General features: G+C 71.0%; 13 protein-coding genes. All 13 read right to left on the bottom strand.

What is annotated here, in order from left to right; all coding sequences use genetic code 11:
- Positions 1–112: 112 nt before the first annotated feature.
- The 13 genes from nuoN to ACTMS0_RS02940 all read right to left on the bottom strand — a co-directional run bounded on the left by nuoN (position 113) and on the right by ACTMS0_RS02940 (position 15,844).
- Positions 113–1,666, bottom strand: coding sequence for an NADH-quinone oxidoreductase subunit NuoN (gene nuoN / locus ACTMS0_RS02880; RefSeq protein WP_441153496.1), 1,554 nt, complete (start codon positions 1,664–1,666; stop codon positions 113–115).
- The gene (locus ACTMS0_RS02885) at positions 1,663–3,195 is read right to left on the bottom strand and encodes an NADH-quinone oxidoreductase subunit M (RefSeq protein WP_441153497.1); all 1,533 of its coding nucleotides are present in this window, start codon (positions 3,193–3,195) and stop codon (positions 1,663–1,665) included. The genes nuoN and ACTMS0_RS02885 overlap by 4 nt, the downstream gene beginning before the upstream one ends.
- 79 nt (positions 3,196–3,274) lie before the next feature.
- Positions 3,275–5,230, bottom strand: coding sequence for an NADH-quinone oxidoreductase subunit L (gene nuoL / locus ACTMS0_RS02890; RefSeq protein ID WP_441153994.1), 1,956 nt, complete (start codon positions 5,228–5,230; stop codon positions 3,275–3,277).
- 13 nt (positions 5,231–5,243) lie between these two features.
- Complete coding sequence (gene nuoK, locus ACTMS0_RS02895) at positions 5,244–5,561, bottom strand: NADH-quinone oxidoreductase subunit NuoK (protein ID WP_441153498.1); 318 nt, start codon at positions 5,559–5,561, stop codon at positions 5,244–5,246.
- Complete coding sequence (locus ACTMS0_RS02900) at positions 5,558–6,328, bottom strand: NADH-quinone oxidoreductase subunit J (protein ID WP_441153499.1); 771 nt, start codon at positions 6,326–6,328, stop codon at positions 5,558–5,560. Before ACTMS0_RS02900 ends, nuoK begins: the two co-directional genes overlap by 4 nt.
- Positions 6,325–6,960 carry an NADH-quinone oxidoreductase subunit NuoI gene (gene nuoI / locus ACTMS0_RS02905; protein ID WP_441153500.1) on the bottom strand — a complete coding sequence of 212 codons (636 nt, stop codon included), beginning with the start codon at positions 6,958–6,960 and terminating at the stop codon, positions 6,325–6,327. Before nuoI ends, ACTMS0_RS02900 begins: the two co-directional genes overlap by 4 nt.
- A 1-nt stretch (position 6,961) precedes the next feature.
- Positions 6,962–8,308, bottom strand: a complete 1,347-nt coding sequence (gene nuoH, locus ACTMS0_RS02910) for an NADH-quinone oxidoreductase subunit NuoH (protein WP_441153501.1) — start codon at positions 8,306–8,308, stop codon at positions 6,962–6,964.
- On the bottom strand, positions 8,305–10,818 hold the full coding sequence (locus ACTMS0_RS02915) for an NADH-quinone oxidoreductase subunit G (protein WP_441153502.1): 2,514 nt from the start codon (positions 10,816–10,818) through the stop codon (positions 8,305–8,307). The genes nuoH and ACTMS0_RS02915 overlap by 4 nt, the downstream gene beginning before the upstream one ends.
- Complete coding sequence (nuoF, locus tag ACTMS0_RS02920) at positions 10,818–12,134, bottom strand: NADH-quinone oxidoreductase subunit NuoF (RefSeq protein WP_441153503.1); 1,317 nt, start codon at positions 12,132–12,134, stop codon at positions 10,818–10,820. Before nuoF ends, ACTMS0_RS02915 begins: the two co-directional genes overlap by 1 nt.
- Positions 12,131–13,126: an NADH-quinone oxidoreductase subunit NuoE gene (gene nuoE, locus ACTMS0_RS02925; RefSeq protein ID WP_441153504.1), complete on the bottom strand. Its 996-nt coding sequence runs from the start codon at positions 13,124–13,126 to the stop codon at positions 12,131–12,133. Before nuoE ends, nuoF begins: the two co-directional genes overlap by 4 nt.
- Positions 13,123–14,448 carry an NADH-quinone oxidoreductase subunit D gene (locus ACTMS0_RS02930; protein WP_441153505.1) on the bottom strand — a complete coding sequence of 442 codons (1,326 nt, stop codon included), beginning with the start codon at positions 14,446–14,448 and terminating at the stop codon, positions 13,123–13,125. Before ACTMS0_RS02930 ends, nuoE begins: the two co-directional genes overlap by 4 nt.
- On the bottom strand, positions 14,445–15,170 hold the full coding sequence (locus ACTMS0_RS02935) for an NADH-quinone oxidoreductase subunit C (protein ID WP_441153506.1): 726 nt from the start codon (positions 15,168–15,170) through the stop codon (positions 14,445–14,447). Before ACTMS0_RS02935 ends, ACTMS0_RS02930 begins: the two co-directional genes overlap by 4 nt.
- Positions 15,167–15,844, bottom strand: coding sequence for a NuoB/complex I 20 kDa subunit family protein (locus ACTMS0_RS02940; protein ID WP_441153507.1), 678 nt, complete (start codon positions 15,842–15,844; stop codon positions 15,167–15,169). The genes ACTMS0_RS02935 and ACTMS0_RS02940 overlap by 4 nt, the downstream gene beginning before the upstream one ends.
- Between the last annotated feature and the right edge of the window lie 14 nt (positions 15,845–15,858).

Below are 15,858 nucleotides of genomic sequence, written 5' to 3' on the forward strand. Positions count from 1 at the left end.
GGCCGCAGCTCTCGGGGCAGGGCCGCCACCTCGGTGGACGGCGCGGGACGGCCGCGCGAACGGCGTGGGGGCCGGTACGCAGACGCGTACCGGCCCCCACGGGGAGCTGAGGTCACCGCACGAACTCGGCGGCTCCCGTGGCGAGATCCAGCAGCGGCGCCGGGGCGACGCCGAGGACCAGGGTGGCGATCACGCCGATCATCAGCGCGGCCGAGGTGAGCCCGCCCGGGACGGTCACCGCCGGGGTCGACTCGCCGGGCTCGGAGAGCCACATCATCACGACCACCCGCAGGTAGGGGAAGGCCAGCACCATGCTGGTCAGCACACCGGCGATCACCAGCCACGCCTGCCCGCCGTCCAGCGCCGGCCCGAAGACCGCGAACTTGCTGGTGAAGCCGCTGGTCAGCGGAATGCCGGCGAAGGCGAACAGGATGAAGGTGAACAGCGCGGCGTAGAACGGCGAGCGGCGTCCCAGGCCCGCCCACCGGGACAGGTGGGTCGCCTCCCCGTCGGCGTCCCGGACCAGGGTCACCACGGCGAACGCGGCCAGCACCGAGAAGCCGTACGCCACCAGGTAGAACATCGTCCCGGAGACGCCCTCGCTGTTCGGCGCGAGGACGCCGACCAGCAGGTAGCCGGCGTTCGCGATCGACGAGTACGCGAGCAGCCGCTTGATGTCGGTCTGGGTGACCGCCAGCACCGCCCCGACCAGCATGGTCAGCACCGCCACCGCGCCGAGGACCGGGGTGAAGTCCCACCGGGCCCCCTCGAACGCCACGTGGAAGACCCGCAGCAGCGCGCCGAACGCGGCGACCTTCGTGCAGGCGGCCATGAAGCCGGTGACCGGCGTGGGCGCACCCTGGTAGACGTCCGGCGTCCAGACGTGGAACGGCGCGGCGGCGGCCTTGAACAGCAGACCGATGGAGAGCAGCGCCATGCCGGCGAAGAGCAGCAGCGGGCTGGCCGGGCTGTCGGTGACGGCGGCGTGGACGGTGGCGAAGTCCACCCCGGCCGGCCGGCCCGGGATGCCGGCGGTGAAGCCGTACACCAGGGCGACGCCGAACAGGAAGAACGCCGAGGCGTACGCGCCGAGCATGAAGTACTTCAGCGCCGCCTCCTGGCTCAGCAGGCGCCGGCGGCGGGCCAGCGCGCAGAGCAGGTAGAGCGGCAGCGAGAAGACCTCCAGCGCGATGAACATGGTCAGCAGGTCGTTCGCCGCCACGAAGATCAGCATGCCGCCGATCGCGAAGGTGGTCAGCGGGTACACCTCGGTGAGCCCGTTGGTGCCCTCGGCCTGCCGGCGGTCGTCGGCCGACTCGGCGGTCACCGCGGCCTGGGCCACGAACGCCCCGCCCCGCTCGATCGAGCGCTCACCGATCAGCAGCAGCGCCATCGCGGCCAGCACCAGGATCGCGCCCTGGAGGAACAGCGCCGGGCCGTCCACCGCGATCGCCCCGCCGATGGTGATGAGGCGGTCGTCGGCGCTCAGCACCACCATGGTCAGCGCGGCGAGCACCGCCAGCAGCGCCAACGACAGCTGCACCGTGTGCCGCAGCCGCCGCGGCACGAACGCCTCGACGAGGACGCCAACGAGCGCGGCACCCAGCATGATCAGCGTCGGCGCGAGCGCCGCGTAGTCGATCGCGGGCAACTTGAGCTCGGTCACTTCGCTGCCTCCTGGACGTTGCCCACCGACGGAGCCGGGTCGGTCCTGCCGATGTCCTGCATGGTGGCCTGCACGGCCGGGTTGATCACGTCGGTGACCGGCTTCGGGTAGAAGCCGAGCAGCACGATCAGCGCGATCAGCGGGGCCACCACGACCTTCTCGCGCAGGCTGAGGTCACGCTTCATGCCGTCGACCTCGGTCAGCGCCGGGTTGAGGGTGCCCTGGGTGGTGCGCTGCACCATCCACAGCACGTACGCGGCGGCCAGGATGATGCCGAGCGTGGCGATCACCGCCACCGGCTTGTTCACCGTGAACGTGCCGATCAGCACCAGGAACTCGGAGATGAACGGCGCGGTCCCGGGCAGGGCCAGCGAGGCGAGACCGGCGAAGAACAGCACCCCGGCGAGGAGCGGGACCAGCTTGCCGGCTCCGCCGAAGTCGCTGATCAGGGCGGAGCCCCGCCGGGCGATCAGCATGCCGACCACCAGGAAGAGCAGGCCGGTGGCGAGGCCGTGGTTGACCATGTAGAGCACCGCGCCGGTCGCCGCCTGGCTGGTGAAGGCGAAGATGCCGATCCCGATGAAGCCGAAGTGCGCGATCGACGTGTACGACACCAGCCGCTTGAGGTCGTTCTGGCCGACCGCGAGCAGCGCCGCGTAGATGATGCCGATCAGGCCCAGCGCCAGTGCCCACGGGGCGAACCACTTGGCCGCGTCCGGGAACAGCGGGAGGCAGTACCGCAGGATGCCGAACGTCCCGACCTTGTCCAGCACGCCGACCAGCAGGGCGGCGGCACCGGCCGGCGCCGCGCCACCGGCGTCCGGCAGCCAGGTGTGGAACGGGAAGAACGGCGCCTTGATCGCGAACGCGAGGAAGAACCCGAGGAAGAGCCAGCGCTCGGTGCCGGTGGAGATGTCCACCTGGCTCAGCGCCGCCCAGTCGAAGGTCTTCCCGCCGACCACCCACAGGCCGATCACCGCGGCGAGCATGAACAGACCGCCGACCAGGGAGTAGAGGAAGAACTTCACCGCCGCGTACTGCCGCTGGTGGCCGCCGTAGCTGCCGATGAGGAAGTACATCGGCACGAGCATGACCTCGAAGAACACGTAGAACAGGAAGACGTCGGCGGCGGCGAAGACGCCGATCATCGTGCACTCGAGGACGAGCAGCAGCGCGAAGTACACCGGCACCGACCGCTTGGACGACTCGGCGTCGTGCCAGGAGGCGAGGATCACCAGCGGCACCAGCACCGCGATCAGCATCAGCATCACCAGCGCGATGCCGTCGGTGGCGAAGGTGAAGTTGACGCCCCAGTTCGGGATCCACGGGTACGACTCGCGGAACTGGAACCGCTCACCGCCGGTCTGCCAGGTCACCCACATGACCACCGACAGCGCCAGCACCAGCAGCGACCAGCCGAGCGCCACCTGCTTGGCCAGTTCCGGCCGGTGGCGGGGCAGGAGGGCGACCACGAGGGCGCCGACGAGTGGCGCCACGGTGAGCACCGAGAGGAACGGAAAGTCGGACATTACGCGGCCTTACCTCCGTCGTCACTGCGCGGTCCGCCGGCGACGGCCGCGTGAGAGGCCGACGGCCTCTTGAGGTCGATCACGCCAGCCACCCCGCCTCGACGGCCAGGAAGGCCGCCACCACCAGCAGAGCGCCGGCCAGGATCGAGGTGGCGTACGACCGGACGAAGCCGGTCTGCAGCCGCCGGAGCCGGCCCGAGCCGCCGCCCACCCCGGCGGCGAGGCCGTTGACCAGCCCGTCGATGCCGCGGTTGTCGAGGTAGACCAGAGCCCGGGTGAGGAAGATGCCCGGCTTCTCGAAGACCGCCTCGTTGACGGCGTCGGTGTAGAGGTTCTTCCGGGCGGCGGTGACCAGCACCCCGGCCGGCTGCGGCTCGGTGGCCGTACCGGCCCGGAACAGGAACCAGGCCAGCCCGGCGCCGACCACGGTGACCAGGATCGACAGGATCGTGATCGCGAGGTGCGACAGCACCGCCTCGTGCGCCTCCGTCTGGCCGCCCAGCCCCGCGGTCTCCTCCAGCCACGACGGCACCGGGCCGGCCATCAGCGCGCCCGCGGCGACCGAGCCGACGGCGAGCAGGACCAGCGGGATCGTCATGAGCTTCGGTGACTCGTGCGGGTGGGCGATGTCCTCGGTCCAGCGGGCCGGGCCGTGGAAGGTGAGCACGAACAGCCGAGTCATGTAGAACGCGGTCAGCCCGGCACCGAGCAGCGCGGCCGTGCCGAACAGCCAGGCCGTCCAGCCCTCCCGCTCGAACGCGGCCACGATGATCGGCTCCTTGGAGAAGAAGCCGGAGAACGGCGGCAGGCCGATGATGGCCAGCCAGCCCGTCATGAAGGTCAGCCAGGTGATCTTCATGTACTTCGACAGGGCGCCGAAGCGGCGGATGTCGACCTGGTCGTTCATGCCGTGCATGACCGAGCCGGCGCCGAGGAACATGTTGGCCTTGAAGAAGCCGTGCGCCAGCAGGTGCACGATGGCCAGCGCGTACGCCGCGCCGCCCAGGCCGACGCCGAGGAACATGTAGCCGATCTGGCTCACCGTCGACCAGGCGAGCACCCGCTTGATGTCGTCCTTGGCCGCGCCGATGACGCAGCCGATCAACAGGGTCAGCGCACCGACGCTCACCACGACCAGCTGGAGCGTCGAGTTGGCCGAGAAGATCGGGTTCGACCGGGCGATCAGGTAGACGCCCGCGGTGACCATGGTGGCCGCGTGGATGAGCGCGGAGACCGGGGTCGGGCCCTCCATCGCGTCCGGGAGCCAGGCCTGGAGCGGGAACTGGCCGGACTTGCCGGTCGCGCCGAGCAGCAGGAGCAGGCCGAGCACGAGGACGGTGGTCGAGGTCAGCGCACCGACCCCGCTGAAGACCTCGTCGTACTGCGTGGTGCCCAGGGTGGCGAACATGATGAAGATGCCGATCGCCAGGCCGGCGTCGCCGACCCGGTTCATCAGGAACGCCTTCTTGCCGGCCGTGGCGGCGCTCGGCCGCTCGTACCAGAAGGAGATCAGCAGGTACGACGCCAGACCGACGCCCTCCCAGCCGAAGTAGAGCATCACGTAGTTGTTGCCGAGCACCAGCAGGAGCATGGCGGCGACGAACAGGTTGAAGTACCCGAAGAACCGCCGGCGCCCGACGTCGTGCGCCATGTACTCCACCGCGTACAGGTGGATCAGGAAGCCCACCCCGGTGATCAGCAGGACGAAGACCGCGGCCAGCGGGTCGAAGAGCAGGCCGAAGTCCACCCGCAGGTCACCGACCGCGATGAACTCCCACAGACTCAGCTCGACGGACCGGTTCTCCAGGCCGCTCAGCTGGAGGAAGTAGGTCAGGCCGAGCACGAACGCGACGCCGATCGACGCGACGCCGAGCCAGTGCCCCCACCGGTCCGCCCGGCGGCCGAGCAGAAGCAGGATCGCGGCGCTGACCAGCGGGATCGCGACGAGCAGCCAGACGCTGCCCAGCAACCCGTCGGCCGGCGCGTACGTGACGGTGCCCACCGGCTCGACCGGAGCGTTCGCCAGAATCTCCATCACCGCAGGCCCCTCAGTACTTCAGCAGGTTGGCGTCGTCGACGCTCGCCGAGCGCCGGGTCCGGAAGATCGCCATGATGATCGCGAGCCCGACCACGACCTCGGCCGCGGCCACCACCATCACGAAGAACGCCATGATCTGGCCGTTGAGGTCACCGTTGATCCGGCTGAAGGTGACCAGGGTCAGGTTGGCCGCGTTGAGCATCAGCTCGACGCACATGAACAGCACGATCGCGTTCCGCCGGATGAGCACCCCGGCGGCGCCGATGGTGAACAGCACCGCGGCGAGGACCAGGTAGTAGTTCGGTTCGACCGAGAAGAAGTCGTTCACTTGTCGGTCCCCTTCAGCGAGATCTCCTCGGCGGTCAGCTCGCGGACCGGCAGGATGTCCGGGATGCTCCGCTCGGTCAGCCGGCCGTCGGGCAGGCGGGCCGGGGTGGCGACCGACGAGGAGGTGGCGAAGACGCCCGGGCCGGGCTTCGGGCCGGGGTAGTTGCCGGGGCGGAACCGCGCCTTCATGGTGGCGACCTGGTCCAGCTTGTCCTCCTTGCGGCGCTCGATGTGCGCGAGCACCATCGCGCCGACGGCCGCGGTGATGAGCAGCGCCGAGGTCAGCTCGAACGCGAAGACGTACTTCGTGAACAGCAGCCGGGCGATGCCCTGCACGTTGCCCTCGGCGTTGGCCGCCGTCAGCCCGGCGGCGGTGCCGCCGGCCAGCGCCCGGTACACGCCGGTGCCGACCAGGCCGGCGAAGCCGAGCCCGAGGAGGATCGCCGCGATCCGCTGGCCCCGCAGCGTCTCGATCAGCGAGTCGGACGCGTCGCGGCCGACCAGCATCAGCACGAACAGGAAGAGCATCATGATCGCGCCGGTGTAGACGATGATCTGCACCATGCCGATGAACGGCCCGGCCTGGAGCACGTAGAACACGCCCAGGCAGAGCATGGTAAGCACCAGCCAGAGCGCCGAGTGCACGGCGTTGCGCGCGGCGATCATGCCGATCGCGCCGAGCAGCGCCAGCGGGGCGAGGATCCAGAAGGTGACCGCCTCGCCGCCGGACACCGAGCCCGCCGCGGCGAGCACCGTCTGCGTGGTCATGCTCTGTCTCCCTTGCCGGCCCGCTGCGCGGCCTGCTCGGCACCGGGGAACGTGACCCCGGGGTGCTCGTCGAGCTGGTAGCGGCCGGGGCCCATCGGCGAGTGCTCCGCGCCGGCCGAGGTGCCCGGGTTCTCCAGCGCGCCGACGTAGTAGTCCTTCTCGCTGTCGCCGAGCCGCATCGGGTGCGGCGGCTGCTCCATGCCCGGCAGCAGCGGCGCCAGCAGCTGCTCCTTGGTGAAGATCAGGTCCTGCCGGTTGTCCCGGGCCAGCTCGTACTCGTTGCTCATGGTGAGCGACCGGGTCGGGCAGGCCTCGATGCAGAGCCCGCAGAAGATGCAGCGCGCGTAGTTGATCTGGTAGACGCTGGCGTACCGCTCACCCGGGGAGAAGCGCTGCTCCTCGGTGTTGTCGCCACCCTCGACGTAGATCGCGTCCGCCGGGCAGGCCCAGGCGCACAGCTCGCAGCCGATGCACTTCTCCAGGCCGTCCGGGTGCCGGTTGAGGATGTGCCGCCCGTGGTAGCGCGGCGCCGAGACCGGCGGCTTGAACGGGTAGTCGGTGGTGACGACCTTCCTGAACATGTGCGAGAAGGTGACACCGAAGCCCTTGAACGTTCCGGTGATCGCGCCCACGTCACACCTCCCTGGAGTCCGTGCCGGCGGCGATGTTGGCCGGCTCCCGCTCGGCGACGACGCGCCGGGTCCGCGGGCTGGGTGGTACCTGAAGGTCCAGCGGGGGCAGCGGGAAGCTGCCCGGTGGACGGTTGTTGACCTGCTCGGCGAGCGTCGGCTTCGGCGCCGGCTTGCGGCTCGGCCAGAACAGCGTGGCGAGCAGGAGGAGGCCGGCGGGGATGCCGACCGCGATCAGCTTGCTGCGGCTGTCCCAGTCCTCGATCGACCGCAGGCCGGACAGCACCAGGATCCAGACCAGGTTGATCGGGAGCAGGACCTTCCACCCGAAGCGCATGAACTGGTCGTAGCGCAGCCGGGGCAGCGTGCCCCGCAGCCAGACGAAGACGAAGACCAGGGCGACGACCTTGCCGAAGAACCACAGCATCGGCCACCAGCCGGAGTTCGCGCCCTCCCACACCGTGAGCGGCCACGGCGCGTGCCAGCCGCCGAGGAAGAGCGTCACGGTGACCGCCGACATGGTCACCATGGCGACGTACTCGCTGAGCATGAAGAGCGCGAACTTGAGCGAGCTGTACTCGGTCATGAAGCCCGCGACCAGCTCGGACTCCGCCTCGGGCAGGTCGAACGGCGCGCGGTTGGTCTCGCCGACCGCGGCGATGAAGAAGATGACGAAGCTCGGCAGCAGCAGGATCGCGTACCAGCCGGGCGCCTGGATCTCGGTGCCGAACACGGTCAGCCGGGTGGCGTCGCCCTGCTTGGCGACGATCCCGCTGGTCGACATCGTGCCGGCGGTCATGAACACCGCCACGATGCTGAGACCCATCGCGACCTCGTACGAGATCATCTGGGCGGTGGAGCGCAGACCGCCGAGCAGCGGGTACGTCGAGCCGGAGGCCCACCCGCCCAGCACGACGCCGTACACCGCCAGCGAGGAACAGGCCAGCACCACCAGCACCGCCACCGGCACGTCGGTGACCTGCAGCGGCGTCCGGTGGCCGAAGATGCTGACCATCGGACCGAACGGGATCACCGACAACGCGGTGACCGCGCAGACCACCGAGATGACCGGGGCGAAGAAGTAGACGACCTTGTCGGCGGTCCGCGGGAGGATGTCCTCCTTGAAGGCCATCTTCAGACCGTCGGCGAGGGTCTGGAGCAGGCCGAACGGGCCGACCTGGTTCGGGCCGGGCCGCACCGCCATGCGACCCACGACCCGCCGCTCGAACCAGACCCCGAGCAGGGTGGCGAGCAGACCGAAGGCGAACGCGAAGACGACCTTGCCGAGGACCAGCCACCACGGGTCCCGGCCGAAGTCCGCCAGCGTCGGGTCCTGCGCGAGGTAGGTCATGAGACACCCCCGGAGTTGAGGAGCGGGCCGGGACGGCCGGCGGCGTCGGCGGCGACCGGCGCGTCGGCCTGCTGGGGAACGCCCGGGGCGCTCGCGGCGGCCACCCGCACGATCGCGCCGGACGTGGCGCCGAGGCTGCGGCGGACCGTCGAGCCGGGCGAGTTGGTCGGCAGCCAGACGACACCGTCCGGCATCTCGGTCACCGCCGCCGGCAGCGTGACCGCGCCCCGGTCGGTGCCCACGGTCACCGGCTCGCCGTCGGCCACGCCGATCGCCTCAGCGGTGCCCTTGCCCAGCCGGACCACCGGCGGGCGGGCGGTGCCCGCGAGGTGCTCGTCGCCGTCGATCAGGCTGCCCAGGTCGACCAGCTGGTGCCAGGTGGCGAGCACCGCCTCGCCGGCCCCCGGCTGCGGCACCGCCGCCGGGGCCACCGACGGCGCGGCCGGCCGGGTGGTGCGGGTGGGCGGCAGGCCGGCCAGCTCGCGGCGGACGGTCGGCACGTCGGCGGTGCCGAGCCGCACGTCGAGGTGCGCGGCGAGCGCGTCCAGCACCCGGCCGTCGGTCATCGCCGCGGTGTGCAGGACCGCCTCGAAGGTCCGCAGCCGCCCCTCCCAGTCCAGGAAGCTGCCGGCCTTCTCGACCACCGGGGCGACCGGGAAGACGACGTCGGCCCGGCGGGCCACCGCGCTGTTCCGCAGTTCCAGGCTGACCAGGAACGGCACCGCGTCCAGCGCCGCCTCGGCCAGCCGCGGGTCGGCCAGATCGGCCGGGTCGACCCCGGCCACCACCAGCGCGCCGAGTTGGCCGGCGGCCGCCGCGGCGAGGATGCCGTCGGTGTCGCGGCCGGCCTGGCTGGGGATGACCCCGGCCGGGATGTCCCACGCCTCGCCCAGCTCCGCCCGCGCTGCCGGCTCGGTGACCAGCCGGCCACCGGGGAGCAGGTTCGGCAGGCAGCCGGCGTCCACCGCGCCGCGGTCACCGGCGCGCCGCGGCACCCAGGCGAGCTTCGCGCCGGTGCGCCGGGCGACGTCCGCGGCGGCGGAGAGCCCGCCGGGCACCGCGCCCAGCCGCTCGCCGACGATCAGGATCGCCCCCGGCTGGCTCAGCGCCTCGGCGACCGTGGCGTGCTCGGCGAGCACGCTGGCCTCCTCGCCCGGCACCACCCGGGCGAGCTTGGCGCCGAGCTTCTCCAGGCCGCGCGTCGCGAACGGCGCGAGCGCGTACACCGTCAGGGTCTTCTTCAGGTACGCCTTGCGCAGCCGCAGGAAGAGGATCGGGCACTCCTCCTCCGGCTCCAGGCCGACCAGCACCACCGCCGGCGCCGCCTCGACGTCGGCGTAGGTGACGTCGGTGATCCCGGCGACCGAGCTGGCGAGGAAGTCGGACTCCTCACGGGAGACCGGGCGGGCCCGGAAGTCGATGTCGTTGGTGTTCAGCGCGACCCGGGCGAACTTCGCGTACGCGTACGCGTCCTCGACGGTCAGCCGGCCGCCGGTGAGCACGGCCGCGCCCTGCCCGCCGTCCCGCGCCGCCCGGAGGCCCTCGGCGGCGACGGTCAGCGCCTCGCTCCACGACGCCTCGCGCAGCTCACCCGTGCGCGCGTCCCGCACCAACGGGGTGGTGAGCCGGTCGAAGGCGCGGGTGTACTGGAAGCCCCAGCGCCCCTTGTCGCAGTTCCACTCCTCGTTGACCGCCGGGTCGTCGCCGGCCAGCCGCCGCAGCACCTTGCCGCGCCGCCAGTCGGTGCGCTGGGCGCAGCCGGCCGAGCAGTGCTCGCAGGCGCTGGGGCTGGAGACCAGGTCGAAGGGGCGGGCCCGGAACCGGTACTGCGCGCCGGTCAGCGCGCCGACCGGGCAGATCTGGACCGTGTTACCGGAGAAGTACGAGTTGAACGGCTCGTCCCCGTCGTCGCCGTCGGTGCCGTACGCCTCGTCCCGGTAGATGTTGATCTCCTCGGCGGACGACCGGTTCATCAGGTCGATGAACTTGTCGCCGGCGATCTCCTCCGAGAACCGGGTGCAGCGCTGGCAGAGCACGCAGCGCTCCCGGTCGAGCAGCACCTGGGTGCTGATCTCCACCGGCTTCTCGTACTCCCGCTTGTGCTCGTGGAACCGGGAGTCGGTGCGGCCGGTCGACATCGCCTGGTTCTGCAGCGGGCACTCGCCGCCCTTGTCGCACATCGGGCAGTCGAGCGGGTGGTTCACCAGCAGCAGCTCCATGATCCCCTCCTGCGCCTTCTTGGCGACCGGGGAGGTGAGCTGGGTATTCACGACCATGCCGTCGGCCACGGTCTGGGTGCAGGAGGCGACCGGCTTGCGCTGCCCCTCCACCTCGACCAGGCACTGACGACAGGCGCCGGCCGGGGCCAGCAGCGGGTGGTCGCAGAACCGGGGGATCTCGATGCCCATCTGCTCGGCGACCCGGATCAGCAGCGTCCCCTTCGGGGCGGTGACCTGGATTCCGTCGATGGTGAGCGTGACCGTCTCGGTCTGCTTGGCTACATCGGTCATCAGTGGGCTCCCACCAGCTGCTTGTCGGAGAGCTTCGGAGCGGTACGTCCCTCGATGTAGTCGAGGTAGTCCTGCTTGAAGTACTTCAGCGACGAGGTCACCGGGCTGGTCGCGCCGTCACCCAGGCCGCAGAACGAGCGGCCGAGGATGTTGTCGCAGGTGTCCAGCAGGGTGTCCAGGTCATCGTGGGTGCCCTGGCCGGAGAGGATCCGGCGGTAGACGCGGACCATCCAGTAGTTGCCCTCACGGCACGGGGTGCACTTGCCGCACGACTCGTGGTGGTAGAACTCCAGCCACCGGTAGGTCGCGTACACCGGGCAGTCCTGGTCGGAGAAGATCTGCGTCGCCGTGGTGCCGAGGATCGACCCCGCCGCCGCCACTCCCTCGAAGTCCAGCGGCACGTCCAGGTGCTCGGCGGTGAGCAGCGGCGTCGACGAGCCGCCCGGCGTCCAGAACTTCAGGTTGTGCCCGGGCTGCATGCCGCCGGCCAGCTCGATCAGCTCGCGCAGCGTGATGCCCATCGAGCACTCGTACTGGCCGGGATTGGCGATCCGGCCGGACAGCGAGTAGATCATCGGCCCGGACGACTTCTCGGTGCCCATGGTCCGCCACCAGTCCGCGCCGCCGAGCACGACGTACGGGACGCTGGCGATGGTGCCGACGTTGTTCACCACGGTCGGGCTGGCGTACAGGCCGTGGGTCGCGGGGAACGGCGGGCGCAGCCGCGGCTGGCCCCGGAAGCCCTCCAGCGAGTCCAGCAGCGCAGTCTCCTCGCCGCAGATGTACGCCCCGGCACCCGAGTGCACCACCAGATCCAGGTCGAACCGGGACCCGAGGATGTTCTTCCCGAGGTAGCCCTTGGCGTACGCCTCCTGCACCGCGTTGCGCAGCCGGCGCGCGGCGTGCACCGCCTCGCCCCGGATGTAGATGTACGCGCGGTTGGCGCGGATGGCGTACGAGGCGATGATCACGCCCTCGACCAGCGAGTGCGGGTCGTGCGTCATCAGCGGCAGGTCCTTGCAGGTGCCCGGCTCGCCCTCGTCGGCGTTGACCACCAGGTAGTGCGGCTTGCCGTCACCCTGCGGGATGAAGCCCCACTTGAGACCGGTCGGGAAGCCGGCGCCGCCGCGACCACGCAGCCCGGAGTCCTTGATGAGCTGGATCAGGTCGTCCGGGTGGGCCCTGAGCGCCTTGCGCAGCGCCGCGTACCCGTCGAGCTTCTCGTAGGTGCCGAGCCGCCAGGCGTCCGGCGACAGCCAGCGCTTCGTGAGCACCGGCGTGAGCTTGGCCAGCGTCTCCGGCCGAGGAGTGGTCACTTCTGGGCCTCCTTGAGGGAGCGCTCCTGGGCGCCGGCCTCGTCGCCGGCGGGCTTGCCGTCACCGGCCGGTGGGTTCGCCGCGGTACCGGCGGCCTCCGCGGCCTGGGCCTCCCGGGGCGCCGGGGCCGCGCCGTCGACCGGGACCTTCGTGCCCGGGGCGTCGGGAGCCGGGGTCTTCGCGTCCGGCTGTCGGGTCTCCGCGGTACGCACCTGCGGCGACTTGTCGTCCGGCGCCTTGACGTCCGGGGCGGTGCTGCCGGTCGGCGCGGCCTTCGCGGGGGTCGCCGGCGCCGGCTTCTCCCCGGCGTCCCGGCGCTTGATCGGCGTGGCCGGGTCGAAGCCCGGCACCGAGATGCCGTGCTGCTCGGCCAGGCGCAGGCCGCGCAGGGTCGGCTCGCCCGGCCCGCCGTCGGCGACGGCACCCTCGCGCTCGTCGGCGAACCCGGCGAGCTGCACCGACATCTCCTTCAGCGTGCAGAGCCGGGCGCCCCGGGTCGGCATCGGCCGGCCACCGGCGCGCAGCTCGTCGACCAGGCCGACCGCCGTCTGCGGGTCCACCTTGTCGAAGAAGTCGTAGTTGACCGTCAGCACCGGGCCGTAGTCGCACGCCGCCAGGCACTCGGCGTGCTCCAGGGTGATCGTCCCGTCGGCGGTGGTCTCGTCGTGCCCGACGCCGAGGTGCTCGGCGAGGGTGTCGTAGACCTCCTGGCCGCCCAGCACGTTGCACATCGTGTTCGTGCAGACGCTGACCAGCCAGTCACCGGTCGGGCGGCGCTTGTACATCGTGTAGAAGGACGCGACCGCGCCGACCTGGGCCTTGTTCAGCCCCAGCACCTCGGCGCAGAACGCGATGCCGGCCGGGGAGACGTACCCCTCCTCGGACTGCACCAGGTGCAGCAGCGGCAGCAGGGCCGAGCGGGACCGGTCGGCCGGGTAGCGGGCGATGATCTCCCGCGCCCGCGCCCGGGTCTCATCCGTGAAAACAGTCATCGGTCACATCCACCCATCACGGGGTCCAGCGAGGCGCCACCGGCGATCACGTCGGCGATCAGGCCGCCCTCGGCCATCGCCGGGAGGGCCTGGAGATTGACGAAGCTCGGCTCCCGGTAGTGCACCCGGTACGGCCGGGTGCCGCCGTCGGAGACCGCGTGCACGCCCAGCTCGCCGCGCGGCGACTCGACCGCGACGTACACCTGGCCCGGCGGGACCCGGAAGCCCTCGGTGACGAGCTTGAAGTGGTGGATCAGCGACTCCATCGACTGACCCATGATCTTCGCGACGTGCTCCAGCGAGTTGCCCATGCCGTCGACGCCGATGGCGAGCTGCGCCGGCCAGGCGATCTTCCGGTCGGCCACCATCACCGGGCCCGGCTTGAGCCGGTCCACCGCCTGCTCGACCAGCTTCAGCGACTCCCGGATCTCGGCGAGCCGGACCAGGTAGCGGCCCCACACGTCGCCGTCGGTGTGCGTCGGCACGTCGAACTCGTACGTCTCGTAACCGCAGTACGGCATGGTCTTGCGCAGGTCCCAGGCGAGGCCGGCCGATCGCAGCACCGGGCCGGTCACGCCGAGCGCGAGGCAGCCGGTCACGTCGAGCACCGCCACGTTCTGCGTCCGCTCCAGCCAGATCGGCTGGCCGGAGAGGAGGTTCTCGTACTCCTTGAGCTTCTTCGGCAGCAGCTTCAGGAACTCGCGGATCTTGACGATCGCCTCGTCCGGCACGTCCTGCGCCACGCCGCCCGGCCGGACGTACGCGTGGTTCATCCGCAGGCCGGTGATCATCTCGAAGATCTCGAGGATGTGCTCCCGCTCGCGGAAGCCGTACAGCATCATGTTGACCGCGCCCAGCTCCATGGCGGTGGTCGCCAGCCAGACCAGGTGCGAGGAGATCCGGTTCAGCTCCATCATGAGCACCCGGATGGTGGTGGCCCGCTCGGTGATCTGCTCCTCGATGCCGAGCAGCTTCTCCACCGCGAGCGCGTACGCCGTCTCGTTGAACAGCGGCGACAGGTAGTCCATCCGGGTCACGAACGTCGAGCCCTGAACCCAGTTGCGGTACTCCAGGTTCTTCTCGATCCCGGTGTGCAGGTACCCGACGACGGAGCGGGCCTCGCGGACCGTCTCGCCCTCCAGCTCCAGGATCAGCCGCAGCACGCCGTGCGTCGACGGATGCTGCGGGCCCATGTTCACGACGATGCGCTCGTCGTTGATCGGGTCGGTGCCGGAGACGACCTCGTCCCAGTCCCCACCGGTGACGGTGAAGACCTTGCCCTCGGTGGTCTCGCGCTCCGTGGCGTAGTTGGACGCGGTCACTGGTAGGACCTCCTCCGGTCCGGCGGCGGGATCTCGGCGCCCTTGTACTCGACGGGCACGCCGCCGAGCGGGTAGTCCTTGCGCTGCGGGTGGCCCTCCCAGTCGTCCGGCATGAGGATCCGGGTCAGGTTGGGGTGGCCGTCGAAGACGATGCCGAACATGTCGTACGTCTCCCGCTCCTGCCAGTCGGCGGTCGGGTAGACGCCGGTCACGCTGGGCAGGTGCGGATCCTCGGCGGAGACCGCCGCCTCCAGCCGGACCCGCCGCCGGTACGTCATCGAGGTGAGCTGGTAGACCACGTGCAGCCGGCGGGCGTCGGCGCCGAGGTAGTCCACCCCGGACACCGAGGAGCACAGCTCGAAGCGGAGCGCGAGGTCGTCGCGCATGACCTGGCAGACCTCGGCGATCCGCTCGGGGCGGACGTGCAGGGTCAGCTCGCCCCGGTCGACCACGACCTTCTCGATCGCGTCGGCGAAGCCCGGGTACGCCTCCTCCAGCGCGTCGGTGACCTCGTCGAAGTACCCGCCGTACGGGCGCGGCGAGTCCTCGACGGTGCGGCGCGGGCGGACCAGGCCGCCGTAGCCGGACACGTCGCCGGTGCCCTGGTTGCCGAACATGCCGCGGCCGGCCGGGCTGGCCGGCGGGTGCTCGGCCGGGGCGCCGCTGGTGGCGCCGACCGGGGTCACCGGTACGGGTACGCCGCCGTCGTTAGGCGCGGTCACTTCACACCCCCGTGCTCGTGCAGGTGGTTCTGAGCCTTCATCCAGTTCTCGATCCGCAACTGCTCCTCGCGGCCCTCGCGGACGGCCTTCGTCCACTCGGCGCGCCGGGCCTTGTCGCTGCGGTACGACGACGGCATCGAGCCGTACGGCACCACGGGCACGTCGCCGCGGGCCTGGCGGGCCTCCAGCATCTTGCGGCCGTTCGCGCCCAGCGGCTCGTGCATGATCTTCTCGCGGAGCTTGAGGATCGCGTCGATGAGCATCTCCGGCCGGGGCGGGCAGCCGGGCAGGTACATGTCCACCGGAACCACGTGGTCGACGCCCTGGACGATCGCGTAGTTGTTGAACATGCCGCCGCTGCTCGCGCACACGCCCATCGACAGCACCCAGCGGGGCTCCGCCATCTGGTCGTAGATCTGGCGGAGCACCGGGGCCATCTTCTGGCTCACCCGGCCGGCCACGATCATCAGGTCCGCCTGCCGGGGCGAGGCCCGGAAGACCTCCATGCCCCAGCGGCCCATGTCGTAGTGGGGGCCGCCGGCGGCCATCATCTCGATGGCGCAGCAGGCGAGGCCGAACGTGGCGCCCCAGACCGACGACTTGCGCGACCAGTTGACCAGCTTCTCCACCGAGGTGAGCAGGACGCCGGCGGGGAGCTTCTCCTCGATACCCATCTGAGGTTCCTCCC

The organism is Micromonospora sp. H33 (assembly GCF_052068455.1).
Lineage (GTDB): Bacteria > Actinomycetota > Actinomycetes > Mycobacteriales > Micromonosporaceae > Micromonospora.